This is a genomic window from Nocardiopsis changdeensis (assembly GCF_018316655.1).
Taxonomy (GTDB): domain Bacteria; phylum Actinomycetota; class Actinomycetes; order Streptosporangiales; family Streptosporangiaceae; genus Nocardiopsis; species Nocardiopsis changdeensis.
This window is the reverse complement of record NZ_CP074133.1, coordinates 2850217-2876198: the sequence shown is the minus strand read 5'-3', so window position 1 is coordinate 2876198 and position 25982 is coordinate 2850217. Positions and strand designations below refer to the sequence as shown.

The following is a 25982-nucleotide window of genomic DNA, read 5'->3' as shown; positions in this document are numbered from 1 at the left end:
GACGGGCGCCGAGGCGCTGGGATGGGGACCTGCCGTGTACACCGCCGCCCGCCCCGGGCGGACCGAACGCAGGAGCGCCCGTGGGAACCGTCCGCCCGGCCATCGACCACGACCTCGTCCGACGCCTGGTCGACGCGCAGTTCCCGCAATGGGCGGACCTGCCCCTGACCAGGGTGGAACCCGGCGGCTCGGACCACGTGATCCACCGGCTGGGCGGGGAGCTGTCCGTCCGGCTGCCCCGGCACGCCGGGGCGGTCGGGCAGGCCCGCAAGGAGGCCGAGTGGCTGCCCCGGCTCGCCCCGCACCTGCCGCTGGCCGTGCCCGAGCCGGTGGCGGTGGGCGCTCCCGGCTTCGGGTACCCGTGGCCGTGGGCGGTGACCCGCTGGCTGGACGGCGAGCCCGCGACCGTCGGGGCGCTGGCGGACTCCTCCGACGCCGCCGTCGGGCTCGCCGGGTTCCTCACCGCCCTGCAGCGGTTCGCCCCCGACGCGGTCCCGGCCGCGGGCGCCCGCGGCGGGCTCGCCGGCGAGCCGCTGGCCGGCCGGGACCGCGAGACCCGCGCCGCCATCGCCGCGACCGCCGACGTGTTCGACGCGGCGGCGATGACGGAGGTGTGGGAGGCGGCACTGGCCGCGCCGGACTGGCGGCGGCCCCCGGTGTGGTTCCACGGCGACTTCCACACCGGCAACCTGCTGACCGTCGGCGGCCGCCTGAGCGCGGTCATCGACTTCGGCGAATTCGGCGCCGGCGACCCGTCCCGCGACCTGATGGTCGCCTTCACGCTGATGTCGGCCGACCGCCGGGCCGAATTCCGGGCGGCGCTGGGCGTGGACGGGGCCACCTGGCTGCGCGGCCGCGGCTGGGCCCTGGCCACCGGCCTGAACGCCTACACCGCCTACGCCGCCACCGACGCGCGCGTCGCCGCGCAGACCACCCGCCAGATCACCGCCGCCCTCGCCGGGTAGCCCAGAACAGCCCCTGGAGGAGGTGGCGCGGGGCGCGGAGGGTCCAGTGGTCGATGCCGTGGCTCTCGTAGGTGGCGACGAAGCGGTGGGTGTACGCGCGGAAGGACGCCGGGGAGGAGTCCAGCCGGCGGGCGGAGACCCCCGCCCGCATCCGGGGGGCGTAGGCGACGCGGATACCGGTCTGCTTGAGGTGCACGGCCAGGTCGATGTCCTCGTGCAGCACGTCCTCGTGGTCGGGGCAGGCCGCGTGCTCGATCGACTTCCACGCCGTGGCGCGGATCGCCATGTTGCTTCCGTAGAGGAACGGGCAGCGCCGCCTCCCCAGGTGCCAGAGCGTGCGCCGCACGAGGTCGTCGGACACCGGCAGGGACCCGAACCGGGGCACGTCGTAGTAGGTGACCGGCCCGGTGACGGCCCCGACGGCCGGGTCCTCCATGGCCCGGGAGACGTTCTCGACCCAGTCGGGGGCGAGCACGGAGTCGGCGTCGATACGCCCCAGGACGTCGCCGGTCGCCGCGGCGAACCCGGCGTTGCGGGTGGGGACCAGCCCCTGGGCGTCGAACTGCCGCAGGAGCCTGATCCCCGCCTCGGGGTGGGCCCGGGCCAGGCGCCGGACGGCCTCCGCCGTGCCGTCGGTCGAGCGGTTGTCGACCACGATGACCTCCCAGGGGGCCCGCGTCTGCGCCAGCACGGCGAGCAGGCACCGCTCGATGGTGGCCTCCTCGTTGAACGCCGGGATGACCAGGGACACCGTCGGCGCGGACGCCACCGCCCGGGCCGCCCTCCCGCGCCTCCTTCTCGGGATATCGACGTCGGTCACGGATTTCCTCTCCTCGGTCCTGCGACGGCTGTGCCCGCCTCGTCCCGGACCCGGGCGGCCGCCCGGGTCCGGGACCATATGACCCCAGGCAGGGCAACGGCCGACACGGTCCCCGTGACCGTGAGGGAAACGCCCGGTGACCGCGCAGGCCGAACGGCCGCCCCGCCCCCGCCCGCCCCACCGGCCCCAGCCCCGGAAGGACCGGGGATCATGGTCGGATGGACCCGGACCGGAGAACCCGCCGGCCGTTCCGTGCCGCCCGCGGACACCCGTCCGCCGCCCACGACGCCGACAGAACAGAGGAACCGCTGTGACCGCGCTCGACGAGGCCCACACCCCCACGGCCGCGGACCGGGCGGCCCGAGCCGTCACCGAGGTGTTCACGCCCGGTGTCCTCGTGGTCGCCGTCCTGCTTGCGGTCGGGTGGTACGACACCCGGAGCATCGCCGGTCTGGGCTGGGGCCTCCTCGCCGCGCTGTTCTGCGGCGTCATCCCCTACACGGTCCTCATCCTCGGTGTCCGGTTCGGCTGGTGGACCGACCGCCATGTACGGGAGCGCCGCCAGCGGTTCGTCCCCCTCCTGATGGTCATCGCGTGCGTGTCCCTGGGTGTCGCGACGCTCGTGTCGCTGGACGCGCCGCGGGAGCTGTTCGCGCTCGTCGCCGCCATGCTGATCGCACTGGTGATCACACTGGCGATCACGTTGACGTGGAAGATCTCCTTCCACACCGCCGTGGCCGGCGGGGTCTCCGTCGTCCTCATGCTCACCTACGGCGCGCCGACGGCGGTCGCGGTACCGGTCGTCGCGGTCATCGGCTGGTCCCGGGTCCGCCTCCGGGACCACACGCCGGCGCAGGCCGTCGTGGGGGCGGTGCTCGGCGCGGCCGTCGCGGCGGTCGTCTTCCCACTCCTCCGCTGAGAAGCGGGCGCGCGGCGAGCGGCACCGAAGCCCCGCGGGAACCCGGGCGGCCCCGCCGACGACCACAGGGGGAGAGACCGCCGGGTACCGCGCCCGGCGGACCGTTCCGAGGAGAACGATCACGTGGACCCACGACCGGACACCCCCGCACCCTCCTCGAAGCCGCAGGGCTCATCCTCACCGACTACCGCTCGGTGCGCGCGACCATGCCCGCCGGTCCCGACCGCGTCCGTTCGCTGGAGCGGATCATGGAACGCGCCCGCAGCCTGGCCACGGCCCGGTCGTTCTTTCCGGAGGGGGCCTTCGCCGTCGGTCTTCGACGACCGGGACGCCTGTCCGCCCGCACGCCTGCACCGGGCCGAGCCGCTCCGGCACCGCCTCGGCCCGGGGCGGGAACCGGTGATGGGAGAAGGAGAACAAGCCCCGGGGTGGAACACGCTCGAGCGCATGGGACACCCGGAGGGCGCGGGCCCTCCTGCCGACGGCGGTGTCCGGGCCGGGGACCCGCAGGCCAAGCCCCGGCCCGGTACCGGACACCGCCGTCGGCCTCACCAGTGGACGGTCGCCTCGGCGGCGAGACGACCGTCGTCGGCCACCGCCACCGCGCGGGCGGTGTCCTCCCCGTCCGTGACGCCCACCGTGATCTCCCGGTCGACGAAGAGCGGGGCCGTCGCGGTGAACGAGCAGCGAGCGGGCGTCCTGCCCGGACCGCCACCCGCCATGACGGCGTCCAGCATCAGCAGCCGGGTGAGCGGGCCGTGCACGAGCAGGTCCTCCAGCCCCTCCACCCGCTGCGCCCAGTCCCGGTCGTAGTGCACGCGGTGGGTGTTGAAGGTGATCGCGGAGAACCGGAAGAGGTGCCGGGAGTCCGGGGTGAGCCGGTGGAACCGGTCCCCCGCCGGGTCGGCCCGGCGGACCGGCGGCGGGGGCGCGTCCTGCTCCAGGAACACGTCGTGCCAGGTGCTGCGGACGGCGAGCTCCCCGTCCACGAGGTACTCCCGTTCGAGGTCGGCGAAGACCAGCCGCCCGCTCCGGCCTCTCTTCTCCGTGACCCGGCCCTGGCGCACCCTCTGCTCGACGGTGTCCCCGAACCGGATCGGGCGGTGGAAGACGGTGTCCTCGCCCGCGTACATCCGGCGCGGCAGGTCGATCCCGGGCGGCGCGTCCCCCAACGGGGTGCCGTCCGGGCGCAGCCCGTCCATTCCCGTGGCGAAGGGGAAGTACAGCCCCTCCCAGCCCGGGGGCAGGGGGTCGCCCGGGACCGGGCTCGGGAGCCACGGGGCGAAGGTGCCCCGGTAGTCCTCCGCGGGAACGGTGTCCACGCGCTGGGTGCGGGTGGGGGCCGCGCCGCCCATCAGACCGCTCCCCCCTTCTTCAGGCGGGCGATCTCCTCCGGCGCGTAGCCGGCGAAGTCGGCCAGCACCCGGTCGGTGTGCTCCCCGACGCGGTTGGCCGTCCTGGCCGGGTCGGCGGGGGTGGCGCTCAGCTTGATCGGCTGGCCGAACATCCGCAGCGGGCCCAGCTCCCCGTAGTCCGCTTCGACGACCATCTCCCGCTCCGCCGTCCCGGGGTCCTCGACGACGTCGGCGATGGTGCGCAGCGCGGTCAGCGGGACGACGTCCCCGGCGAGCTCCTCCAGCTCGGCCCGGGTCCGGTCGCGGAACCAGGAGGCGATCAGGGGCTTGACCTTCCTGTCGTAGACCTCCTTGTCGAAGCGCTTGCGCATGGTGTCGATCTCGGGGTCCTCGGTGGCCTCGGGGGTGCCGAACAGCTCGCAGCCGGCCCGCCACAGCTTGTCCGTGTACCCGGCGAAGAACACCTGCCCGTCGGCGCAGTCGAAGAGCTCGTACGGCCGCACCCACGCGTGCTCGTTGCCCGCGGGCTCGGGGACCCTGCCGTCGACGGTGTAGTCGACCACGGCCGTCTCGGTCAGCGCGATGATGCTGTCCACCTGGGCGACGTCGACCTTCTGGCCCTCCCCGCCGCGCTCGACGTGCCGGATCGCGGCCAGGGTGCCGATGACGGCGAAGAGCGAGGCAGAGAGGTCGCCGATGGTGACCCCCACGCGGACCGGGGGCATGCCGGGGAACCCGTTCATGGACCAGATCCCGCCCGCCGCCTGGGCCGTGCTGTCGAACGCCGGGCGGCGGCTCCGGGAGCCGGTGTGGCCGTACCCGGAGATGGCGGTGTAGACGAGTCTGGGGTTGATCTCCCGGAGCACGTCGTAGCCGACGCCGAGCTTCTCCATGGTCCCGGGCCGGAAGTTCTCCACCAGCACGTCCGCGCCGGCCACGAGGTCCTTGAGGACCTGCCTGCCCTCCTCGTGGGCGAGGTTGACGGTCAGCCCCAGCTTGCCGCGGTTGTACTGGCCGTAGTACCCGCTGAACTCCTGCGCGGGCCCGCCGTCGGCGTCCTCCCCCGTCCTCAGGTACGGGGGGAACCCGCGGGAGACGTCGGGGTCCTCGGGGTTCTCGATCTTGATGACCGTGGCACCCATGTCGGCGAGGGTCTGGGCCGCGTAGGGCCCGGCCAGCACCCGGGAGAGGTCGAGCACGACGATCCCGTCGAGCGCGCCGCCTCCGGGCCGGTCCGTGGACTCCGGTGTGGTGTTCAAAAGGTCTCACTCCCTGTGGTCCCGCGGACCGCGGTGCGGTCCGCGGAACGTGTCGTGCGCCGCTCATGCGGTCGTGCGTCCCTCGGGCGTCCGGGGTGTGCCCCGCTCATACGGTCGCGGCCGCGCCCCGCTCATGCGGGGGCGCCCCGGAGGTCGCCGAGGACCTCGCGGGCGTACTCCTCCCGGATCCGCCCCGCGGCCACCATCCGGGCGGCCACCTCCGAGATCTCCGCGCCCGCCGCCCCGGCCGAGACGGCGAGGGTGCGGGCGTGCAGGGCCATGTGGCCGCGCTGGATCCCCTCGGCGGCCAGGGCCCGGCAGGCGGCCAGGTTCTGCACCAGGCCCACGGCCGCGATGACCTCGCCGAGCTCGACGGCCGTGTCCACCCCCAGGAGGGCGATCGCGGCCCGGGCGGTGGGGTGGGCGCGGGTGGCGCCGCCCACCAGGCCGACGGCCATGGGCACCTCCAGGGTCCCCACCAGGTTCCCGGCGCCGTTCTTCTCGAAGCGCGACAGGGCCGTGTAGCGGCCGTCCCTGGCGGCGTGGGCGTGGCACCCGGCCTCGACGGCGCGGGTGTCGTTGCCGGTGGCGAGGACGACGGCGGAGATGCCGTTCATGATGCCCTTGTTGTGCGTGGCGGCCCGGTAGGGGTCGGCGGCGGCGAAGTCGCTCGCCAGGACGATGTCGTCCACCACCCGGGGCCCGCCCAGCAGCCCGGCGTCGAACTCGCCGCGGACCCGCACGAGCCTGCGGTCCGCCTTGTTGCTGAGGATGCGCAGCAGGGGGCGGCCGCCGGCGAGTTCCGCCAGCCGGGGGGCCAGCGCCTCGGCCATCGTGTTGACGGCGTTGGCGCCCATGGCGTCGCGGACGTCCACGGCCAGGTGCACGACGAGGTGGGTCCCCGAAGCGGTGGGGACCGCGCGGGCCTCCACGGCCCGGGCCCCGCCCCCCAGGTCCACCAGCACGGGGTCCTGCTCGTTCGCCCGCGCGATGATCTCCTCCCGGGCCTCCAGGATCCGGAAGCGGGCGGCCTCGGGGTTGGGGACGTCCACGATCTGGATCTGGGCGATCATCACCGGCCCCGTGGTGGAGGCCCGCAGGCCTCCCCGCCCGCGGGCCATCCGCGCCGCGTTGGAGGCGGCCGCCACCACGCTCGGCTCCTCGATCGCCATGGGGACGAGGTAGTCGCGGCCGTTGACGGTCAGGTTGGTGGCGACGCCCAGCGGTACACCGAAGACACCGACGGCGTTCTCGATCATCTGGTCGGCCTGCTCGGGGCCGATGCCGTTCTCCGGGTCGAAGGCCGCGGGGTCCACGCCGGCGTGCTCGGCGATCCTGGCCCGGCGGTCCCGGACGCCGAGCTCGCGGAGCTTGGGGATACGACTGTTGACCGGCAAGGATCCACCTCCTGGTACACGGCGTCCGGAGGTCGGTCCGGGCACCGTTCTCATACTCGGTGGTGAGCCTAGGGTCGCCGTGTGAGCCGACGCATGGTGGAAGGGCACAGCAAGAGGGCGATTCACTGTGCCGAGGCTCCACGCCAGGTCTCCTCGGCACCGCCGACGAGCCGTTCCCGCAACTCGTCCATGCGCACCGCCAGGGTGAGCCTGAAGTAGTCCTCGTCGTCGCGCCACCCGGAACCCAGGACGCGGTCGAGCCGTTCGAGCCGCTGGAGGATCGTGTTGACGTGGAAGTTGAGGGCGCGGGCGGCCCGGGTGGGGCTGGCCCCGTGGTGGACGAAGGCCCGCAGGGTCCGCAGCAGCTCCGTCCCGCGTTCGGCGTCGTAGCTCTTGACCCGTCCCAGGGTCCGGTGCAGGAAGTCCTCCATGGCGGGGGCGTCGGCGTCGAAGACGGCGGCGTAGGGGAGGTAGTCGCCCGTCTCGACCAGGGCGTCGGAGACCCTGAGCGCCTCCAACAGCTTCACGGTCTTCTTGACCAGGGGGAACTGTGCGCTCGGCTCCCCGGGGGCCGGGAGCACGCCGAGCACCTCGCCCTCCAGGAGGTGGGCGAGTCCGCGCCGGATCTCCTCGGCCCGGTCGCGCAGCCCGGGCCTGCCCAGAACGATGACGAGGCCCTGGTGCTCCCCCGCCAGGGACGGCGCGGGCGCGGCCTTGGCCGCCAGACGGACGGCGCGGCCGCGCTGCCCGGCCGGCACGGAGAACGCCAGCAGCGAGGTGAGGTCGGCGGCGTCCATGCCCCGCTGGCGGCCCCGGGCCATGGCGTCCCGCCTGCGCTCGGGGTCAGGCGAGAGCAGGTCGGCGATGAGCTCGCCGTGCACGCGGTACTCCGTCTCGGCCACGGCCTCCTGGGACAGGAGCAGCAGGGCGCACACCTGGGCCGCGCGCTCGACGGTGCGCGCGTCCACGTCGCTGAGGGCGAAGCCGCCCCTCCCCAGGAACACGGTGCCCAGGTGCCGCTCCCCCGCGGCGAACGCGACCACCCCGTCCACGGGGCCCCCGTCCTCCAGGGGGACCAGGCGGCCCGACTCCGCGCTGCGGCGCACCGCTCCGAGCAGCGCCTCGTCCCGGAGCGCGCCGGGCCGCTCCAGACCGCTCCCCGCCCGGGCCAGGAGGCCCCCCGCCCGGTCGGCCAGCGCCACGGGCCGCGCCAGCTCGTCGGAGAGCGTGGCCGCCACAGTGCCGAAGTCCCCGCCGGTCAGCACCGCCTCCACCAGTTTCCGGTGCACGGCGTGGGCCCGGTCCCGCTGGATCATGTGCTCGGTCAGGCGCGAGAGCGCCCGCCGGGATTCGTCCTCTGCGCGCTGGAGGCTGCGCAGCATGCGCGCGGTCTGCAGCACCACCGAGGCGTGGTCGGCCAGCGCGGTCAGCAGGGCGGTGTCCTCCGGCGTGAACGCGTGCTCGGCGCGGGTGGCGACGAAGAGCACCCCGAGGACCTCGTCGTCCGCCAGCATGGGGACGCCGAGCATGGAGACGATGCCCTCCGCCGCCACCGCCGCGTCGATCCCGGCCTCGTGGCGGCCGGTCTCGAACTCCGCGTACCTGGTCACCGACATGGCCGCGCCCCGTTCCACCACGAGGCTCGCCAGGCCCTTGCCCGGCGGTACCCGCAGCGCCCGGAAGTCCGGGGAGACCGAGCCGATGGTCGTGCGGACGAACAGCTCCCGGGTCGCGGGGTCGTACTCCGAGAGGTAGGTCAGGTCGCTGCCCATCATCTGGTGGGCCCGGTCGACGATCTTCTCCAGCAGCGCCTCGCCGTCCCGTTCGGCGGCGAGCTCCCGGGCGCTGGAGAACAGCACCCCCAGCTCGTACTCGCGGCGGCGCAGGCGCACCAGTTCGCGCCGTCCCAGGGCGATCTTCTCGGAGAGGTCGCGGACCTCCCCCGGTTCCAGGCCGAGGGAGGCCAGGGCGCGCTCGGCGTCGGACGCGCTCCCGGAGCCGGTGACCGCGGAGACGAGTGCGGCCAGCGCCTCGCCCCGACCCGGGGGCGGTCCGCCGAGGGGCGGTCCGGCCTCTGTTCGCTGTCCCACGACGACCTCCCGGAGCACCCCGGTGGGATGAGAGCTCATGAAAAGAGCGGGCGGATGTATCAAAGACACATATCACGCGTGTGACGCCCGACACTAACGTGAGTCGACGTCCGGACGGGCGGCGGCACCCGGTCAGCGCGCCGCGGCCCCGCCGGGACGATCCGGCAGGCGCAAGGGAGAAGTGGTATGGCCGTCTCACACGACATCGATCGTGCTGGTTTGGATTCCCGCCGGCAACGGCGGCGGGCCGTCATCGGAAGTTCGGTGGGCACCGTCATCGAGTGGTACGACTTCACCCTGTACGGACTCGCCGCGGCCCTGGTCTTCGCGCCGCTCTTCTTCGGCGGCAGCGACCTCGCCGGCACCCTGGGCGCCTTCGCCACCTTCGCCGTGGGCTTCCTGGCCCGCCCCTTCGGCGGCCTGCTGCTCGCGCACTACGGAGACAGGATCGGCCGCAAGGGGACCCTGCTGTTCACCCTGCTGATCATGGGCGGCGCCACAACGCTCATCGGCTTCCTGCCCACCTACGACTCGATCGGGCTGTGGGCTCCGGTCCTGCTGATCGTGCTCCGGGTCTTCCAGGGCGCCGGCGCGGGCGCGGAGTTCGCCGGGGCCATGACCATGGCCAGCGAGTCCGCGGGCACGGGCAGGCGCGCCTTCACCGCAGGGTTCCCGGGTGCCTCCGTCTACGTGGGCATGGCCCTGGCCACGAGCACCTTCGCGGTCCTGACCGGTGTGATGTCCGACGAGGCCTTCATCGCCTGGGGCTGGCGCGTGCCGTTCCTGGCCAGTGTGGTGATCATCGGCATCGCGCTGTACTTCCGGTTCCGGGTGAAGGAGACCGCCGCCTTCGAGGCCGCCGAGGAGGACGCCCAGGGGCGCGCGCCCCTGGTGGAGGCGGTGCGCGGCCACTGGCGGTTCCTGCTGGCCGGGATGGCCCTCTTCGTCTTCGCCCTGCCGTGGGTGTACATCGTCCAGACCTTCTCCGTCTCGTACACCACCGGGACCCTGGGCGTGAACCCCACGCACGCGCTGATCGGCCTGCTCGCCGCCATGCTGCTCACCATCCCGGCGACCCTGGCCTCGGGCGCCCTCGCGGACCGGATCGGCCGCAAGCCCCTGCTGATGGGCGCGGCCGTGTTCGGCACGGTCTTCGCCTTCCCGATGTTCATGCTCTACCAGACCGAGAACTCGCTGCTGGTGGCCCTGGGGCTCATCCTGGGCCTGGCGGTGATCCAGGGGGCCACCATCGGCGTCTCGGCGGCGATGATCGCCGAGATCTTCCCCACCCGCATGCGCTGGAGCGGGATCGCCCTGTCCCGGGAGATCCCCGCGGCCGTCGCCGGGGGCACCGCCCCCATGGTGGCCACCTGGCTGGTGTCCGTGGGCGGGGGGACCCCGTGGCTGGTGGCGGGCTACCTGGTCGTGCTCAGCCTCATCGGTGTCATCGGCATCCGGTACCTGCCCGAGACCCTGGTCAGGGCGACCACGGTGGACGGGGCCGCGCCGGAGGTGCCCGCGTCCGCCGGGGCAGGCGGGCCCGCGGTCGAGAAGGAGCCCTCCGCCTGAGGCCCCGGTCCGCCGGAAGCGGCCCGGACGGCCGCGGAACGGGCTCCGGCCGCCCCGGTTCCCCTCCGCCCCTGCCCGTCCGGGCGGTGCCCGGCGGCACCGCCGAGGCCGGCGCGCCCATCGCCGCCCCGCGGGAACCCGGGCGGCCCCGCCGACGACCACAGGGGGGAGAGACCGCCGGGTACCGCGCCCGGCGGACCGTTCCGAGGAGAACGATCACGTGGACCCACGACCGGACACCCCCGCACCGGACGCCCCCGCACCGGACCGGCCCGACGGGACCCGCGGCGCCTGGGCGGCGCTGCGCCCGCTGATCCTGCGCCTGCACTTCTACGCCGGGGTGTTCGTCGCCCCGTTCATCCTGGTGGCCGCCGTCTCCGGGCTGCTGTACGTGTGGACGCCGCAGCTCGAACAGGCGGTGCACGCCGAGCAGCTCTACGTCGAACCGGGCGGGGAGCACCTGCCCCTGCACGAGCAGGTGCGCATCGCCCGCGCGGAGCTCTCGGGCGCCGAACCCGGCGCGGTCCGCCCGGCCACCGGGGAACGGGACTCCACCCGGGTCCTCTTCGACCTGCCCGCGTCGTCCGAGAGCCACCGGACGACGGTCTTCGTCGACCCCTACGACGGCGAGGTGCTGGGGGTGATGGAGACCTACGGCACCAGCGGCGCGCTGCCGGCGCGGACCTGGGTGGACATGCTGCACCGCAACCTGCACCTGGGCGACGCGGGCCGCCTGTACAGCGAACTGGCGGCGAGCTGGCTGTGGGCGGTCGCCCTGGGCGGGGCCGCCCTGTGGGTGTCGGCGGCGCTGCGCCGGCGCGGGCGCGGGGGCGCCCGCCGCCTGCTGGTCCCCGGCGCGGGCACCGCGCCCGGCCGCTCCCGGTCGGTGTCCGTGCACGGGGCGACCGGGCTGTGGCTGCTGGCGGGTCTGCTGTTCCTGTCCGCCACGGGCATGACCTGGTCGCAATATGCCGGGGCGAACATCTCCGACCTGCGCGAACGGCTGTCCTGGACCACCCCCGCCGTCTCGGTGGAGACCCCGAACGCCACCCCCGGTGTGGACGTCGGCGTCGACACGGTGCTGGCGAGCGCCCGGGAGGCCGGCCTGGACGGGCTCGTCGAGGTCTCCTTCCCGAAGGACCCCGCGGCCCCCTACACGGTGACCCAGGTCGACCGGTCCTGGCCGACGAGCGTGGACTCCGCGGCGATCGCCGCCGACACCGGGGAGGTGGTCGACGTGGTCCGCTTCTCCGACTACCCGCTCATGGCCAAGCTGAGCCGGTGGGGCATCGACGCGCACATGGGCGTGCTGTTCGGGGTGCCCAACCAGATCGTGCTCACCGCCGTCGCCGGCGGGCTGGTCGCGGTCGTCCTCTGGGGGTACCGGATGTGGTGGCAGCGGCGGCCGACCCGGGGCCGGGCCCTGGGGGTGGGCCGCCCCTACCCGCGCGGGTCCTTCCGGTCGCTGCCCTGGCCGTGGAAGGCCGGGGTGGTCGCCGTCCTGGTGGTGACCGGCTGGGCGGTGCCGCTGCTGGGGGTGTCCCTGGCGGTGTTCCTCGCCGTGGACGTCCTCCTGGGGTGGCGGGCGCGCAGGAGCCGCCCGGACTCCGCGGATCCCGGAGGAAGGGTGCGGGAGGCCCCGGCCGTCGGGTCGGACGCCCGGTGAACGGCCGCACGGGCGCACCCGCCGCCGGGCGCGCCCGTGCGGGCGGCCGAGGGCTCAGTGGTGTCCGCCGTGATCGGCCTCGGGGGCGCTCCCGGCGGTCATGGGCTCCACCGGGGCGGTGAACACCGCTTCGCGGTCGCCGTCGAAGGTGAGGGTGACCTCCACCCCGTCCCCCACCTCCAGGGGCTCGGGGAGGTCGTTGAGCATGATGTGGTAGCCGCCGTCCACCAGGGCGGTGGCTCCCCCGGCGGCCACGGGGATCTCCTCCACCACCCGCATCCCGGACGCCCCGGAGTCCGTGGTCTCGGTGCTGCACAGGTCGGCGTCGGGCGAGGCGTCGGTGGACACGCCCGTGATCGCCGCGTCCCGGGCGGCGGCGTTGGCCACCTCCAGGTACAGCACCGCGACCTCGGGGTTGGCGGGCTCGGGCACCCACGCGCCCGAGACCTCCAGGTCCCCCGCCACCGCGTGGCCGCGCGATGCCTCCGGTGAGGCTTCGGCGGCCGTGGGCGCCTCGGCGGCCCCACAGGCCGTGGCGAACAGCAGCGCGGCGGCCAGCGCCGCGGAAACGCCGACAGAACGCAGAGCCCGCGGAACGCGCGGAGTGCGCGGGGCCTGCGGGGTATCCGGGACCCGCGAGACCTGCCGGACGCTCGGGGCCTGCGGGGCGGGCCAGGCGCGCGGGGCATCCGGGACACACGGGACGTGCGGATCATTCAGGACGCGCATGGCGTGCGAGACCTCCGGGATGTGCGAGACGTGCGGGACATCCGAGACGCACGAGGCGGGTGGGGTGTGCTGGGGGTTCGGGACATGCGGAGAGTGCGGGACGCACGGGACGTGCGGGGTGCGCGAGGCGCGCGGGGACGGCATGGTGCTCGGGTCTCCTCGTGGTCGCGGTCGTGGTCACGCTCGCGGGCGCGTTCGTGACCGTGGTCATGGCCGTGGGCGTGCGGCCGGGCGGGGCGGGCGGCCCATCCCAGGAGTCGTCTCCAGAGCCGCCCGGGTTCCCGCCGGTGCGCGCCCTCACCCGCCGAGCAGGTCGTGCGCGGTCCACGGGGCGCCCCCGCGCACCGGCGGGACCGCGAACAGGGCGCTGCCCTCGTGCCGGATGAACGGGCCGAGGGCGTCGCCCCCCTCGTCCAGGGCCCGCTGCACGGGGGTGAACCCCGTGCGGGGGTCGGCCTGCCAGGCCGTGAAGAGCAGCCCGGCCCGGCGCCGCCCCCGGGCGTCCCAGCCCTGGTCGTAGGAGAAGCCGCGGCGCAGCATCCGGGCGCCCAGCGTGTTCTCCGGGGCGGCCAGCCTGATGTGGGCGTCGAGGGGGATGGCGGGGGAACCGTCGTCCCCCGTCGCGGCCAGGTCGGGTCGGTCGTCCTCGGCCGCTCCGCCCAGAGGCGCCCCGGTATCCAGGCGGCGTCCGATGACGGCCTCGCGGTCGCGCGGGTCCAGCGCGAACCAGTCGTCGAGGAGCATCCGGATGCGGCGGACGACGAGGTAGGCGCCGCCGTCCATCCACGCCAGGGCGGGCTCGGGGTGCGCGGCCAGGACCTGGGGGCCGAACAGGGCGTCGGACGGGCGCGGGTTGACCGTGCCGTCGATCTGCCCCATGAGGTTGCGCGGGGTGGCCGACGGGTCGTCGGCCGCCGCGGCGGAGCGATGGAACCCGGCCAGGGACCAGCGCACCCTCACGTCGGCCGCGACCGCGCCGAGCAGGTGCCCCACGGCGGAGGACAGCACGACCGGGTCCTCGGCCCCGACGTGGAGCAGCAGGTCCCCGCCGCACCAGGCCGGTTCCAGGTGGTCGGCGGCGAAGGCGGGCAGGTCCTCCAGGTGCGGCGGCACCCGGTCGGCCAGCCCCACCGCGGCGAGCAGGGAGGCCCCCAGGCCGAGGGTCACGCCGAGCGAGGCGGGCCGCAGCCCCTGGGAGGGTGCGCCCTCGACGAGGGCCGCCAGCCCGTGTTCGTGCAGGGCGGCGGCCTCCCGGCTCCAGATCCGCAGCACCCGGCGCGCGGCCTCGCGGGCCGGGGCCCCGGGGTCGGCCCGCAGGTCCACGGCGACCAGGTGGACCTGCGACGGTGTGGGTGTCAGCAGTGCCGGGGGCAGGCCGCCGCGGGCCCCCGCCCGGGAGCGGGCGGGGGCGAGTGCGGGGTCGGGCTCCCCGGTGTCCCGGGGCGCGGCGGCGGCGTGGGCGGCCGCCGCACCGGTGGCGAGGCCGGCGGCCCCGGCCGCCGCCGCGGCCGTGAGCAGGTCGCGCCGGGCGAGCCCGCCCCCGGTGCCGCCGGCGGCCCCGGTTCCGGTCCCGGTGTCGGTGCGGCGTTTCACAGCAGCGTGTCCGCGAGGGCCGGGAGCAGGGCGGCGATCTCGTCGGCCTCGGTGCCCTCGTCGAACATGCCCGCCGCCTCCCCGCCGGGCAGCAGGACCACGATGCGCCCGCCGTGGGTGACCAGGTACTGCCCGTCGGTCTCCTGCGGCGGGTCGATGGCGATCCCGTAGTCGCGGCCGGCCTCGACGGTGGCGTCGATGTCCCCGCGCACCCCCTGGAAGGCGGGGTCGAAGCGGTCCAGCCACGAGCGCAGCTGCTCGTCGGTGTCGCGTCCGGGGTCGGTGCTGACCATGACGACGTCGTAGGAGTCGGCGGCGTCCCGGGCCTGGCCCAGGGCGAGGTCGATCTCGGCCATGGTCATGGGGCACACGTCGGGGCAGCTGGTGTAGCCGAAGAAGAGCAGGGTCAGCCGGTCGTCGGCGACGTCGGTGAACCCCCAGGGCTCACCGTCGACGGTCGCCAGCTCGACGGCCGAGGCCGCCATGGGGTCGTCGGACAGGTCGAGGTAGTACCCGGCCTCCGCGACGGGGTCGGCCGGGGAGCAGGCGGTGGCCGCGGCCAGTACGGCGGCGCAGAGCGCGGCGGTCAGGGCGCGCGTCGGGCGCGTGCGGGAAGTCATCGTTCTCGTTCCATGGTCGGGGCCCGGTCGCCGGTCGACCGGGGCGGGGAGGGGCAGGGCCCGGGTGGGGCGGGACGGCGGCGCGGTCCCGCCCGGGGCGGGGTCAGGCCGCCTGGCGCAGCATCCGGAGCAGGTCGCGGCGGCCGCGCGCCACACGGGAGCGCACGGTGCCGATGGGGGCGCCGATGGCCTCGGCCGCCTCGGCGTAGGGCATCCCCTGGAGCTGGGTCAGCACGAAGGCCGTCCTGCGGTCCTCGGGGAGGGCGTCCAGCAGGTCCAGCAGGGCGAGGTACTCGTCGAACCGGCCCGGCTCCGCGAGCGCCCCGGTCTCGGCGCACTCGTCCACGGTGCTGTGGCGCGGGGTCCGGCCCTGGAGCCGGTAGCGGTCGGCCACGGTGTGGCGCGCCACCGAGAACAGCCAGGAGCGCACCGGGGCGCGTCCCGCGTAGTGGGCCAGGCCGCGCAGGGCGCGAGAGAAGGTCTCCTGGGTCAGGTCGTCCACCCACGCGGGGTCGACCCGGCGGGCGATGAAGCGCACCACGTCGTCGCGGGTGAGCTCGAAGAGGGATTCCAGCGCCTCGCGGGTGCCTTCTTTGGCGCGCATGGCCAGCACGGTCAGTTCGCCGTGCGCGGCCACGTCGGGGCGGGCGGAGCCCTCGGGGCGGGCGGTCCCGTCGAAGGGCACGGCGGAGGCGGCCTCACAGAGGGAGAGCATGTCCGTTCTTTCTGTCGCCGTCCGCGCGGTCGCCGGGCCGGGAGCCGGCCCGGGTGCGCGCGTACTCGTCGAGGGGGCGGCCGCTCGGGCGGCACGCCCCGGAAGGGGAGGATCGGCGGACGCCCGGACGGCGCGTTCGACGGTCCTCCCGACACGGCGGAGAAAGCGGCGGGGGTGCCGGGACCGCACGGCGGAGGGCGGGTCACGGCACGGGCGGCCGTGCCCCGGCGTTCCGGCGCACGGGGCGAACGCGGGGTCTCAGGCGACGGACGGGACCGGCGGTCCCCGCAGGATGAGACTGTGCCGCAGGTAGGGCAGGCGGATGCGGGCGGGCGCGTCGGCGCTCCGCGGGCGGGGGGCGACCGGGCCGCGCGGCGCGGGCAGGGCGCCCAGCACCAGCAGCAGCGGGAGGAAGGTGAGCGCCATGAAGCGCAGGAAGGAGAACAGGGCGTTCTCCCCCCGGCGCAGCCACCAGGCGCTGACCAGGGCCGAGAGCACGTGCATCCCGATCATCGTCCAGGCGGGCGCCGCCGCCTCGGCGACGACCTGGCCGGAGTGCGACGCGGTGTGCGGCACGCCGAACGACCCGACGTAGCTGAACGCCACGTGCAGGGCGAACTGGCCCCACAGCATCCACCCGGTGAGGGCGGCCCAACCCTGGCGCCGGCCGGTGGCCGCCCAGGCCATGGCGAAGACGACCGCCGCACCCAGGAGCAGGCCCAGGAGCGGGACGTCGTGACCGGAGGAGAGCGCGTGCCCGTGAGCGGACAGGCTCGCGCACACCAGGGTGAACACCCCGGCGCGCAGCGGGCGGCACGCTCTGTTCTCGGTCATCTCACCGATATGGTCTCACCGCCGTCAAGGGGGGCTGCGGCGGGTCCGGTCCTCCGCCCGGCGCCTCCCGCGGGGCGTGCCGGACGGCCGTGCCCCGGGGCGCGCCCGGTGCGCGCACCGCACGGCGCCCGCGCGCGAACGGCCGGTCCCGCACGCGGCCGACGGCACCGCTCCGGTCGGCGTCCCTCCGGGTCGGCATCCGGGTGGGCGCGCGGTCCGCGCGAGGCCCGGCCGGAGGGACACGGGCGGCGCCCGTCAGGTGCGGGGCTTCGAGCGGTGCTCGTCCGCGGCCGCCGGGGGCTGCGCGTCCTCCTCGCCGGCCGCCCACGAGGCGAGCAGCTGCATGCGCTCGGCCGACGGCGAGCCCGGCTCGGCGGCGTAGACCGTCAGCGTCAGGCCGGGTTCGGCCTCCATGTTCAGCCCCTCGTAGGCCAGCGTCATCTCGCCGACGACCGGGTGGTGGAACGTCTTGAACCCGGTGCCGTGGTGCCTCACGTTGTGCGCGCCCCACAGGCGCCGGAACTCGTCGCTGCGGGTGGAGAGCTCCCCGACCAGGTCGTGCAGCTCCTTGTTGTGCGGGTCGCGGCCCGCCTCGGTGCGCAGGATCGAGACGGTGATCTCGGCGAACGCGTCCCAGTCCGGGTAGAACTCGCGGGCGCGCCCGTCGAGGAAGGTGAACCGGGCGATGTTCGGCGGCTGCCCGGGCATGGCGTAGGTGTCCCTGTAGAACGCCCGGGCCAGCGCGTTGGCCGCGAGCAGGTCCATGCGGCCGTTGCGGACGAACGCGGGCCCGGCGGTGACCGCGTCCAGCGTCCACTGCAGGCTCGGGTGGGGCCGCCAGCACTTCGTGCTCCGCCGGCGCGGGGGCCGAGCCACCGGGCTCGCGGCGTGTGCCAGGTCGAACAGGTGGGCCCGCTCGGCGTCGTCCAGCCGCAGCGCCCTGGCGATGCTGTCCAGGACCTCCGGGGACGCACCGCTGATCGCCCCGCGCTCCAGCTTCGTGTAGTACTCGACGCTCACGCCGGCCAGGGTCGCGACCTCACTGCGGCGCAGCCCCGCCACCCGCCGGTTCGTGCCCGCGGGCAGCCCCACGTCGTCGGGGGTGACCTTCTCCCGCCGGGTGGTGAGGAACTCGCGGACCTCTGCTCGGTTGTCCATGTCTCCAACGGTAGGCGGCCGTCCCCGTCACGAGGGAGTCCCTGGCGGTACCCCCACCGGGCGGGTCTCCCCCGCCCGCGGCGGGCGTGGTGTCGTGGAGGGGTGGCCGACCGCGGGACCTCACGGTGTCCCGCCACCGCCCGCGGGCCCTCGGCCCGCTCATCCCGCTCCGACCGCGCCCCGCGGCCGGAGCGCGGACACCCCGGCCACCGCACCGGCCACCGCGACGGCGGCCGGCGCACACCGCGATCCCATGCACCACGACGCCATGCGAGGTTCACCCATGCAGACCGAAGCCCTCCCGGCTTCCCGTCCCGGCGGCTCCACCGACCGGACGGCACCCGGACGCAGGCGCCTCCCCCTCGTCGTCCACGTCCTCGCCGTGGGCACGTTCCTGATGCTCACCACCGAGTTCGTCGTCGCCGGGATACTCCCCGACATCGCCGCGGACCTCGGCGTCTCCCCCGCGCGGGTCGGGTCGTTCATCACGGTCTTCGCCGTGGGCATGATCGTCGGAGCACCGCTCATCACGATGCTCACGGCCCGGCTCTCCCAGCGGCTGACGCTGATCCTGGCGCTCGGGGTCTTCGTCGCCGGGCACATCCGGGTGGCACTGGTCTCCGACGTCGACCAGATCATGGTCGCCCGGTTCCTCACGGGCCTGGCCACCGGCGCGTTCTGGGCCGTGTCCGCCGTGGTCGCGAGCCGCGCCGCCGGTCCCGCGCTGGGTTCCCGTGCCGTCAGCGTCGTGGGCGCCGGGGGCTCCCTGGCGACCGTCCTCGGCGTTCCGGCCGGGGCGTACATCGCCCAGCTGGCCGGGTGGCGCGGAACCTTCTGGGCCCTGGCGGCCGCCGCGGCGCTCGTCACCGTCCTCGTCCTGCGGTCGGTCCCCCGCGACGAGCCCGCCGGCGGGGAGAGGACGTCCTTCGTCGCGGACCTGGCCGGGCTCCTGTCCGTCCGGCTGTGGCTCGTCCTGGCCGCCTGCGCCACCACCAGCGGCGGCGTCCTCGCGGTCTACTCCTTCATCGCGCCCGTCCTGACCGACCGGTCCGGCGTGCCCGCCGCGGCCGTGCCCCTGGTGCTCACCGTCTTCGGCGTCGGCTCGTTCGTCGGCACCCTCGTCGCCGGGCGCCTGGGCGACGGGCGCCCGCACGCGGTGACGATCGCGACCCCTGCCGTGTCGACCGTGCTGATGGCCTCGATCCTCGTGTTCTCCGGCTCGTCCTGGGCGATGGTCGTCCTGATCGCGCTGCTCGGGCTGTTCGGGCTCAGCGCGAACGGCGTGCTCATCCACCTCGCCGTGCGCTTCGCCGGGAGGGCGGCGTCGCTGGGGTCCGCGCTGAGCGTCGCCGCGTTCAACCTCGGCACCGCCGCCGTCACCCCGGTGGCGGGGGCCGCCCTGGCCTCGCCGCTCGGGCTCGACGGACCGGCCGCGGTCGGCACGGCCGTCATCGCGCTCACCCTGGTCCCGACCGCGGCCCTGGGCCTCATCGCCGCGGGCCGTGCGCGCACCGGGCCCGGCCGGGACCCGGCCGAAGGACCGGACCGGCCGGCGCGCCCCGAAGACCCCGCCTGACCCCGGCGCCGACCGGGCGGCGGACCGCCCGTCCCGCCGTCCCACCCGACGGTGGACACGGTCCGCGATGGCCTCACGGTGCCCGGCCCACGGCGCCCTGGGCCCCGGCGCCCTGGCCCACGACGCCCTGCCGGCCCGGCTCGACCTGGAGTCCGGAGAGGCCGGGCGGGTGCGCGGGTTCCGCCGCCTGGTAGCGCTCTGCCGGCTCCTCCGGCTCGGCCCCACCGGCGCCGCCACCCCGCACGGCCCGCCCGGCACCGCGCGCCGTGTCGCCGCGCTGGTCCCGCACCGGTTCGCCTGATCCCGGCCGGGTGCGGTCAGGGGGTCTCGGCGAGACCGCACCACTGGGCGATGAACAGGGCGATGGACTTGGTGATCCGCCGCACGGACTCGACGTCCACGCGCTCGTCGTACCCGTGGATGGCCTCGGAGACCGGCCCGTAGACCAGCGCCGGGATCCCCTGGTACAGGGCGTAGACACGCCCGTCGAGGTAGCCGGGGGTGGTGAAGGTGCGCAGCTCGTCCTTGAAGACGGCCTCGTGGGCGCTGCGCAGCACGTTCTCGGCGTCCGTGCCCTCGGGCAGGACGTACCCCTGGGCGTAGAAGCCGGTCCGCTCGCCCACGGCCACGATGGGGTGGCCCGCGTCGTCGGTGGTGGTGTCGCGCAGCACCCCCTGGATCTGCTCCCAGGCGTCGTCGGCGCTCACCCCGGGGTAGATCGCCGCCCGGACCTGGAGCTCGCACCAGGCCGGGACGCTGGACGGCCAGTCGCCGCCGGTGATCCCGCCGAGGTTGAAGTTGATCGGGTGGTCCAGGTCCTCGAAGTAGGGGTGCCGCCCCTTCTCGTCGTTCCAGCGCTGTTCGAGCCCGCGCAGCCGGCCCATCACGTGGTGCGCCGCGTCGATCGCGTTGAACCCCGCCGACATCTCCCTGGGGTGGGTGGGGTGCCCCGCGACGCGGACCGTGAACCAGATGACACCGACGTTGGCGCGGACGAGCATGTCCTCCTCGGGTTCGGGGATCAGCACGGCGTCGGCGGTGTACCCGCGCTGGATCGTCGCGAGCGCGCCGTTGCCGGTGCACTCCTCCTCGGCCACCGACTGGAAGTGGATGCGTCCGGCGGGCGCGAAGCCCGCCGCCCGCACGGCGTCGTAGGCGAACAGGTTGGCCGCCAGCCCCGCCTTCATGTCGCCGCTGCCCCGGCCGTAGAGCCAGCCGTCGATGATCGGGGCGTCCCAGGGCGACCGGGACCACTCCTCCAGGGGGCCTTCGGGGACGACGTCGATGTGGCCGTTGAGGATGAGCGAGCGGCCGCCGCCCTCGGCCGGGGTGTACGTGCCCACCACGTTCTCGACGCCCTCGTAGGAGACCTTGATCTTTCCGGCACCCGGGTGGGCGGCGATCTCCTCGGGGTCGAGTTCCCAGCGGTCCATGGCCAGCCCCCTGCTCGCCATGGCCTCGTACATCAGGTCCTGCGCGGAGGACTCCCGGGTGCGCAGGGAGGGGTGGCGCACGAGTTCCTGTGTGAAGGCCAGCTGGGCTTCGAAGGCGTCGTCGACGGCCGCTTCGATGCGCGCGATGACGTCGGGTGCGAGGTTCACGGGATCTCCTGTCTTCGGTGCTGTCGTCGGTGCGGGCGCTTCACGCCGCGGTGCGCGCGTCCGCCGCTGCGCGGATGTCCTTGGCCCGGATGCGCTCGCCGGCCGCGCCGCCGAGGGCGGTGACGGCGCAGATGCCGATCAGGACCAGGACCGCGGGCCAGGACGCGCCGTCGTCCACGGCCAGGAGGGCGGTGGCGATGAGCGGGAGGAACCCGCTGAGGGTTCCGGCCAGGTTGTAGCCCAGGGAGACGCCGCTGTAGCGGAGCCGGGGCGGGAAGAGGTCGGCCAGCAGGGTGCCGGTGACGGCGTAGGCCAGGGTGATGAGGCAGATGCCGGTGGCCACCGCGACGGTGATCGCCCAGGGGGCGCCCGTGTCGATGAGCCAGAAGAGGGGGAAGGCGGCCGCGCCCGTGGCCACGGCGCCGATCACCGTCATCCGGCCCGGGCCGAAGCGCTCGGCCACGCGCCCGGCGACCAGGGTCGTCGCGATCTGGAGGACGGCGGCGACCAGGGTCGCGTTCACGGCCACCTGGCGGTCGACCTCCAGGACGGTGGAGGCGTAGGAGACCACGAAGGTCGTCATCATGTAGAACCCGCCGACCCCCAGCAGCGCGGCGGCGACCGCCACGGCCAGGCGGCCCCCGGCCTCGCGGAACAGGGCCAGGGCGGGCACCTTGGCGCGGTCCTCCATCTCCACGAGCTCCTGGAAGACCGGGGACTCCTCCACCTTGAGGCGGATGTACAGGGCGATGCCGAGCAGCGGGAAGGCCGCGAGGAACGGCAGGCGCCATCCCCAGGCGTCGAACTCGGCCGCGGGCAGCAGCAGCACGGCCGCGAAGGCGGCGGAGGAGATGAGCGTGCCGACCGGGGACCCGACCTGGACCAGGGCGGCGTAACGGGCGCGCTGGCGCTCGGGGGCGTGCTCGATGGCGATGGTGATGGCACCGCCCCATTCGCCGCCCACGGCCAGCCCCTGGAGGAGCCGCAGGACCGCGAGCAGGAGCGGCGCGGCGATCCCGATCGCGAGGTAGTCGGGGATCACCCCGATGAGCCCGGTGGCACAGCCGATCATGACGATGGTCGTCAGCAGGGCGGGCCGCCGGCCGTAGCGGTCGCCGACGTAGCCGAAGATCAGCGCACCGATCGGCCGGGCGGCGAAGCCCACGCCGAAGGTCGCCAGGGACGCCATGAGCCCCGCGCTCGGGTCCAGGTCGGTGAAGAACAGGCGGTTGAAGACCAGGGCGGCGGCCGTGCCGAACAGGAAGTAGTCGTACCACTCCAGTGCGGTCCCGACGAAGGCGGCGAAGGCGATCCGTCCAGCGTCGGCCGCGTTCACCTTCGGCCCTCGCGCGGGCACGGCGGGGTCGGGTCGTGACATGTGATCCTCCGGGAGATGTGCACCGGTCGGACGGAACATGAACGACCAGGTGTGATACCGATCATCGTCTTGGAAGGAACGCACCCCGACAAGCGCAGATCACCACGGGAATCCCCTCTAAAATGTGCACATGCACAAATCCGAACAGTCGGGTGTCGTCCCCCGCGTCGCGGGGGCGTGTCTGGCGGAGCTCGACTCCATTGCCGGGGCCTACGTCCGCAGGGTCCGCGAGCTCACCGGCTACGCCGAGACCGTCATCGACGACACGGAGCTGTACGGCACGGCCCGGGCCACGCTCGAACTCCTGCTGGAACTCCTGCGGGGCCGGGACCGCTACGAGGAGCTGCGGGCCCACTCGGTCGAGGTGGGGCGCTCGCGCGCCCGCCGCGGGATCCCCCTGGAGTCGCTGCTGCGCGCCGTGCGCATGGACTTCCGCTTCCTGTGGGAGGCGATGCGCGCCCACGTCCCCGAGTCCGACTTCCCCGCCTTCTCCGAGGACGTCATCTCCATCTGGGAGGCGGTGGAGGTGCACACGACGCACGTGCAGACCGGGTACACCGACGAGATCGCGCGGGTGCGCGCCGAACTGGAGCTGGAGCACGCGTTCCTCCTGCGGCACCTGCTGAGCGGTTCCGGCTCGGACGCGCGCCTGCACGCGCAGGCGGCGCAGGCCCTGGGGCTGCGCGCCGACGGCGTCCACATCGTCGTGGTGGCCAACGGGGACCACGCGCGCGGCTTCAGGGACCGGATCGGCGCGGTCCTGCCCGGAGCGGTCCCGCTCCGTTCGGACGGGGTCGAGTTCGCCCTCGTCCCCACGGCGGAGGCCACGGGCGCCGCCGGGGCCGAGCTGGCACGGAGCCCCGTCGGGATCTCGCCGAGCGCCCGCGGCCTCGGGGAGATCGCCCCGATGTGGCGGATCGCCTGCGAGCTGGCGCCGTGGGCGCGGGAGGGCGCGGCGGCGACGGTCGGGAGCCACTGGACCCGGCTGGCGGGCACGCGCCTGGGCCCGGTCGCCGAGGCCTTCTCCAAGGACGTCGGGGAGGCGCTCGAGGGGTTCTCCGAGCGGGAGAGGAACCTCCAGATCGAGACGGTCGAGAACTACTTCAGGACCGGCTCGGTCACCGAGGTCGCGCAGCGGATGTTCTGCCACCGCAACACGGTCATCAACCGCCTGCGCAGGTTCGCCGACGCCACCGGCCTCGACGTCTCCCGGCCGGTGGACGCGTCCGCGGCCCAGCTGGCCCTGGCGGGCCTGCGCTAGGACCGGGTCCGGAGGCCCCGGGGCGCCCCGGCGGGAGGGATTCCGCGGACCGCGAGCGGGCATCAACGGATCGGCGATCCACCGCCCCCCTCACAGGTGATCGTAGGGATGGTGCAATGAGGCTTCACCGGTTCCGTCTTCCGCTGCGCCGCTCACCGGCCCACACGCCCGTCCTCGGACGGGTGGTGGTGGTCGTGCTCGGCCTGGGCGTGCTCGCGGCGGCGCTGTTCGGCGCCGCCGGACCGTACCAGCAGACCCGGCAGTTCCGCGCGGCCGTGGCGTGCGAGAGGGGTACGGACGACTGCTTCGACAGCGAGGCGGCCACCATCGTCGGCCGGCACACCTACACCACGACCTCCACGTCGACGTACACCGACGCCAACGGCCACACCCACACCAGCACGACCAGGACCACCCACTACGAGGTCACCTGGCGGCGGGCCGACGGTTCCCACCAGACCCGCGACGTGTCCTCGGCCTTCTACTCCGAGGCCGAGGAGGGGCAGCCGGCCACGCTGCGGCTCTGGCAGGGGGAGGTCGTCGGCGTGGAGGTGGCGGGCGGCGCGGAGTGGTTCCTGCCGGAGTCCGGCGGGAGGCTCATGGCCTGGTCGTACCTGGCCTTCCTCGGCCTCGGAATCCTGCTGTGGGGGCTGTTCGGCTGGTGGGACGGGTTCTTCATGCTCTGCTTCCGCGCCTTCGCCTGGATGTTCATGGGCCTGCTGCCGGTGGTCATGGCGGTGGACGCCCTGGCCTACGGCATGCCCACCGGGGCCGAGCTCGTCGCGAAGGTCCTGGTCACCGTCCTCTTCAGCGGGATCTCCGGCGCAATGCTCGTCGGCTCGCTCGACGACTGGTGATCCCCGTGCCGGACGCCTGCCCGGCTCCCGGGCCCTCCCCGCGGACGGGCGGTGTACGCCCCCCGACCGCGGTGGAGGGCCCCGGCAGGCCCCTCCGAACCGCCCGCCGCCCCGCCCCCCGCGCAGTGTTCAGGCCTCCTCCGGCCGCGCCGCCTTCCGGGCCAGATGCCGCTTTGAGCCCGCGGTCGTCGGCCCCAACACGGTCCCCGGCGGGAAGGGCGGGAAGGGAAGGGGGGTGACCGGCCGACGGGCAGGGGGCACGACGCCGACCTGGTGGTCGTCCTCGTACACGATGCGGCCCGGATCGTCGGAGGTGCTCTCCCGGTGGGGCACCCCATGAGTCGTGAGAATCCCCCTCAGAGTGGCGATCCGCTCCACGAAATCGCTCCGGGCTCGCACGGACCGCCGGAACCACGTCACCGCTCCCAGCGTGTTCCCGTCCGTGTACAGGGGCGGGACGGGCAGGGCGTCCCGGAACCAGTCGTCGATGTCGAAGTAGAGGTCCTCCTCTGCCTCCGAGAGCATCCCCGCCCGCCGGAGGTGGTCGACCGCCACGAAGATCCCCACCTCGACACCCACGCGCCCGACATAGTCCGCGTGCACCCTGAAGAAACCCGCCATCTGCGCGATATACCCAAGCCCGGCCGAACGGGCGGCGGGAGTGACCTCTTCAGGCCATCTCCCTGACAGACGGTGTGGTGTGCCCTGCGTTTTTCGGAGTCGGTTTTCCGGATCCTGGGACCCCAGCGGCCGCCGAGGGCGCCCTTCCAAAGCGGCCACCACCCTCATGAAGTGGTCGAGACAACCCTGCCCCGGCGGCCCCTCCTCCCTCATCCGTTGGCAGCAGGCCCATCGGTCAGAGTTCCGGGAGGCCGCCCTGGACCATTCGGTCGTCCCGTTACCGAAACGAATCGCTCGCATACACCACCAGCAGCGTGTGCCCGTACCCCCGCCGAAGGACGGCCGGAGCAACGACGACGGCCTGGACGTAGCCGTGCGGTGGCGGACACGGAGCCTCGGCCCGGGGTAGGCGTCGGCCGGCGTCCCCGACAGTCACTCCACGGCCCGGTCGTGGTCGTCGACGGCGCCCAGGACCGGCTCGCCGTCCGGGATGTAGGCGGACCCTGCGCGGGCCGCGGCGACCGCCAGGGCGGGCGGTTCGTCCGGAAGTGCGGGGCGGATCCTCACAGCAGCTCGATCTGGCCGAGCACCTGCTCCTGCGCCTGGCGGCCGCGCCCCAGGCACCGGCGGCAGGTGATGGGCCCGTTCGACGCCACCAGCCGGAGCGGGTCGGTCGCCGCGTGGCAGCCGACCGCGGGGATCTCCACACCCGCCCACATGTGCGCCTCCAGTCGGTGCACGACCTCGCCGCGTCCGATCCGCACCCCGGCCGCACCGGCCAACTCCTCGCGGCGCCGCCGGAGAACAGCGGCCAGGTGCTCGACATCGGCGGAGGGTGCGGCGGCGGACAGAGCTGCCTCGGTACGGTCGGTCATGGCCCCAGGATCGCGCAGGCCACCGACACTGGGCCGAGCCGGGGCCGCGCATCGGTGGGAGCACAGCCCCGGGGCGGGCTCAGGCATCCTGGCTGGTAGTGACGGTCAGGATGTACAGGCCCGG

The 25982-nt window shown here is 74.6% G+C and carries 24 protein-coding genes; 8 read left to right on the top strand and 16 right to left on the bottom strand.

From position 1 onward, the window contains the following. Positions 1-80: 80 nt before the first annotated feature. Entirely contained in the window at positions 81-965 is an 885-nt protein-coding gene (locus tag KGD84_RS12925) for an aminoglycoside phosphotransferase family protein (protein WP_220560557.1), read from the top strand. Here KGD84_RS12925 and KGD84_RS12920 read toward each other — a convergent pair. Beyond that, positions 943-1785: a glycosyltransferase family 2 protein gene (locus tag KGD84_RS12920; protein ID WP_220560556.1), complete on the bottom strand. Its 843-nt coding sequence runs from the start codon at positions 1783-1785 to the stop codon at positions 943-945. The genes KGD84_RS12925 and KGD84_RS12920 overlap by 23 nt on opposite strands. 310 nt (positions 1786-2095) lie before the next feature. On the opposite strand from KGD84_RS12920, the gene KGD84_RS12915 reads away from it, so the two are divergent. Then, entirely contained in the window at positions 2096-2704 is a 609-nt protein-coding gene (locus tag KGD84_RS12915; protein WP_220560555.1) for a hypothetical protein, read from the top strand. Between the two features lie 548 nt (positions 2705-3252). Here the strand turns inward: KGD84_RS12915 and KGD84_RS12910 are convergent. From KGD84_RS12910 to KGD84_RS12895, 4 genes are all read right to left on the bottom strand, one after another. Continuing rightward, positions 3253-4059: an FAS1-like dehydratase domain-containing protein gene (locus KGD84_RS12910; protein WP_220560554.1), complete on the bottom strand. Its 807-nt coding sequence runs from the start codon at positions 4057-4059 to the stop codon at positions 3253-3255. Continuing rightward, the gene (locus tag KGD84_RS12905) at positions 4059-5318 is read right to left on the bottom strand and encodes a CaiB/BaiF CoA transferase family protein (RefSeq protein ID WP_220560553.1); all 1260 of its coding nucleotides are present in this window, start codon (positions 5316-5318) and stop codon (positions 4059-4061) included. The genes KGD84_RS12910 and KGD84_RS12905 overlap by 1 nt, the downstream gene beginning before the upstream one ends. A gap of 131 nt (positions 5319-5449) precedes the next feature. Next, a complete protein-coding gene (locus KGD84_RS12900; protein ID WP_220560552.1) occupies positions 5450-6715 on the bottom strand; it encodes a hydroxymethylglutaryl-CoA reductase, degradative in 1266 nt (421 codons plus the stop codon). Between the two features lie 122 nt (positions 6716-6837). Beyond that, on the bottom strand, positions 6838-8805 hold the full coding sequence (locus KGD84_RS12895; RefSeq protein WP_220560551.1) for a helix-turn-helix domain-containing protein: 1968 nt from the start codon (positions 8803-8805) through the stop codon (positions 6838-6840). A gap of 264 nt (positions 8806-9069) precedes the next feature. On the opposite strand from KGD84_RS12895, the gene KGD84_RS12890 reads away from it, so the two are divergent. Then, positions 9070-10374, top strand: a complete 1305-nt coding sequence (locus KGD84_RS12890; protein ID WP_220560550.1) for an MFS transporter — start codon at positions 9070-9072, stop codon at positions 10372-10374. A gap of 220 nt (positions 10375-10594) precedes the next feature. Further along, positions 10595-12040 (top strand): PepSY-associated TM helix domain-containing protein, encoded by a 1446-nt coding sequence (locus tag KGD84_RS12885; RefSeq protein ID WP_220560549.1) that lies wholly within the window; start codon positions 10595-10597, stop codon positions 12038-12040. A 54-nt stretch (positions 12041-12094) separates the two neighbouring features. Here the strand turns inward: KGD84_RS12885 and KGD84_RS12880 are convergent, their stop codons facing one another. From KGD84_RS12880 to KGD84_RS12855, 6 genes are all read right to left on the bottom strand, one after another. Next, a complete protein-coding gene (locus KGD84_RS12880; RefSeq protein ID WP_220560547.1) occupies positions 12095-12769 on the bottom strand; it encodes a copper chaperone PCu(A)C in 675 nt (224 codons plus the stop codon). 297 nt (positions 12770-13066) lie between these two features. Beyond that, a complete protein-coding gene (locus tag KGD84_RS12875; protein ID WP_220560546.1) occupies positions 13067-14362 on the bottom strand; it encodes a Dyp-type peroxidase in 1296 nt (431 codons plus the stop codon). Then, on the bottom strand, positions 14359-14982 hold the full coding sequence (locus tag KGD84_RS12870; RefSeq protein ID WP_220560545.1) for an SCO family protein: 624 nt from the start codon (positions 14980-14982) through the stop codon (positions 14359-14361). Before KGD84_RS12870 ends, KGD84_RS12875 begins: the two co-directional genes overlap by 4 nt. A gap of 103 nt (positions 14983-15085) precedes the next feature. Next, positions 15086-15697, bottom strand: coding sequence for an RNA polymerase sigma factor (locus tag KGD84_RS12865; RefSeq protein ID WP_220560544.1), 612 nt, complete (start codon positions 15695-15697; stop codon positions 15086-15088). Between the two features lie 258 nt (positions 15698-15955). After that, on the bottom strand, positions 15956-16531 hold the full coding sequence (locus KGD84_RS12860) for a hypothetical protein (protein WP_220560543.1): 576 nt from the start codon (positions 16529-16531) through the stop codon (positions 15956-15958). Between the two features lie 255 nt (positions 16532-16786). Further along, positions 16787-17689 carry a helix-turn-helix transcriptional regulator gene (locus tag KGD84_RS12855; RefSeq protein ID WP_220560542.1) on the bottom strand — a complete coding sequence of 301 codons (903 nt, stop codon included), beginning with the start codon at positions 17687-17689 and terminating at the stop codon, positions 16787-16789. A gap of 283 nt (positions 17690-17972) precedes the next feature. Here KGD84_RS12855 and KGD84_RS12850 point away from each other — a divergent pair, with 283 nt between their 5' ends. Both KGD84_RS12850 and KGD84_RS12845 read left to right on the top strand, forming a co-directional pair. Continuing rightward, positions 17973-19265: an MFS transporter gene (locus tag KGD84_RS12850; RefSeq protein WP_255646501.1), complete on the top strand. Its 1293-nt coding sequence runs from the start codon at positions 17973-17975 to the stop codon at positions 19263-19265. Positions 19266-19332: 67 nt separating this feature from the next. After that, entirely contained in the window at positions 19333-19566 is a 234-nt protein-coding gene (locus KGD84_RS12845) for a hypothetical protein (RefSeq protein ID WP_220560541.1), read from the top strand. A gap of 16 nt (positions 19567-19582) precedes the next feature. Here the strand turns inward: KGD84_RS12845 and KGD84_RS12840 are convergent, their stop codons facing one another. Next, positions 19583-20866 (bottom strand): ArgE/DapE family deacylase, encoded by a 1284-nt coding sequence (locus KGD84_RS12840; protein ID WP_220560540.1) that lies wholly within the window; start codon positions 20864-20866, stop codon positions 19583-19585. A gap of 40 nt (positions 20867-20906) precedes the next feature. After that, complete coding sequence (locus tag KGD84_RS12835; protein ID WP_220560539.1) at positions 20907-22244, bottom strand: MFS transporter; 1338 nt, start codon at positions 22242-22244, stop codon at positions 20907-20909. A gap of 130 nt (positions 22245-22374) precedes the next feature. On the opposite strand from KGD84_RS12835, the gene KGD84_RS12830 reads away from it, so the two are divergent. Both KGD84_RS12830 and KGD84_RS12825 read left to right on the top strand, forming a co-directional pair. Beyond that, entirely contained in the window at positions 22375-23505 is a 1131-nt protein-coding gene (locus tag KGD84_RS12830) for a PucR family transcriptional regulator (protein ID WP_220560538.1), read from the top strand. A 116-nt stretch (positions 23506-23621) separates the two neighbouring features. Continuing rightward, a complete protein-coding gene (locus KGD84_RS12825; RefSeq protein ID WP_220560537.1) occupies positions 23622-24362 on the top strand; it encodes a hypothetical protein in 741 nt (246 codons plus the stop codon). 129 nt (positions 24363-24491) lie between these two features. Here the strand turns inward: KGD84_RS12825 and KGD84_RS12820 are convergent, their stop codons facing one another. The 3 genes from KGD84_RS12820 to KGD84_RS12810 form a co-directional block, all read right to left on the bottom strand. Next, a complete protein-coding gene (locus KGD84_RS12820) occupies positions 24492-24983 on the bottom strand; it encodes a hypothetical protein (RefSeq protein WP_220560536.1) in 492 nt (163 codons plus the stop codon). Between the two features lie 432 nt (positions 24984-25415). Beyond that, positions 25416-25550 (bottom strand): hypothetical protein, encoded by a 135-nt coding sequence (locus KGD84_RS12815; RefSeq protein ID WP_255646500.1) that lies wholly within the window; start codon positions 25548-25550, stop codon positions 25416-25418. Further along, positions 25547-25858, bottom strand: coding sequence for a 2-C-methyl-D-erythritol 2,4-cyclodiphosphate synthase (locus KGD84_RS12810; protein ID WP_220560535.1), 312 nt, complete (start codon positions 25856-25858; stop codon positions 25547-25549). The genes KGD84_RS12815 and KGD84_RS12810 overlap by 4 nt, the downstream gene beginning before the upstream one ends. Between the last annotated feature and the right edge of the window lie 124 nt (positions 25859-25982).

Coding starts and splice junctions, on each gene's coding strand:
- KGD84_RS12825 (WP_220560537.1), top strand. CDS start 23,622: ATGAGGCTTCACCGGTTCCGTCTTCCGCTGCGCCGCTCACCGGCCCAC.
- KGD84_RS12810 (WP_220560535.1), bottom strand. CDS start 25,858: ATGACCGACCGTACCGAGGCAGCTCTGTCCGCCGCCGCACCCTCCGCC.
- KGD84_RS12910 (WP_220560554.1), bottom strand. CDS start 4,059: ATGGGCGGCGCGGCCCCCACCCGCACCCAGCGCGTGGACACCGTTCCC.
- KGD84_RS12870 (WP_220560545.1), bottom strand. CDS start 14,982: ATGACTTCCCGCACGCGCCCGACGCGCGCCCTGACCGCCGCGCTCTGC.
- KGD84_RS12845 (WP_220560541.1), top strand. CDS start 19,333: ATGGCCTCACGGTGCCCGGCCCACGGCGCCCTGGGCCCCGGCGCCCTG.
- KGD84_RS12855 (WP_220560542.1), bottom strand. CDS start 17,689: ATGGACAACCGAGCAGAGGTCCGCGAGTTCCTCACCACCCGGCGGGAG.
- KGD84_RS12865 (WP_220560544.1), bottom strand. CDS start 15,697: ATGCTCTCCCTCTGTGAGGCCGCCTCCGCCGTGCCCTTCGACGGGACC.
- KGD84_RS12835 (WP_220560539.1), bottom strand. CDS start 22,244: ATGTCACGACCCGACCCCGCCGTGCCCGCGCGAGGGCCGAAGGTGAAC.
- KGD84_RS12860 (WP_220560543.1), bottom strand. CDS start 16,531: ATGACCGAGAACAGAGCGTGCCGCCCGCTGCGCGCCGGGGTGTTCACC.
- KGD84_RS12830 (WP_220560538.1), top strand. CDS start 22,375: ATGCACAAATCCGAACAGTCGGGTGTCGTCCCCCGCGTCGCGGGGGCG.
- KGD84_RS12820 (WP_220560536.1), bottom strand. CDS start 24,983: ATGGCGGGTTTCTTCAGGGTGCACGCGGACTATGTCGGGCGCGTGGGT.
- KGD84_RS12850 (WP_255646501.1), top strand. CDS start 17,973: ATGCAGACCGAAGCCCTCCCGGCTTCCCGTCCCGGCGGCTCCACCGAC.
- KGD84_RS12880 (WP_220560547.1), bottom strand. CDS start 12,769: ATGCGCGTCCTGAATGATCCGCACGTCCCGTGTGTCCCGGATGCCCCG.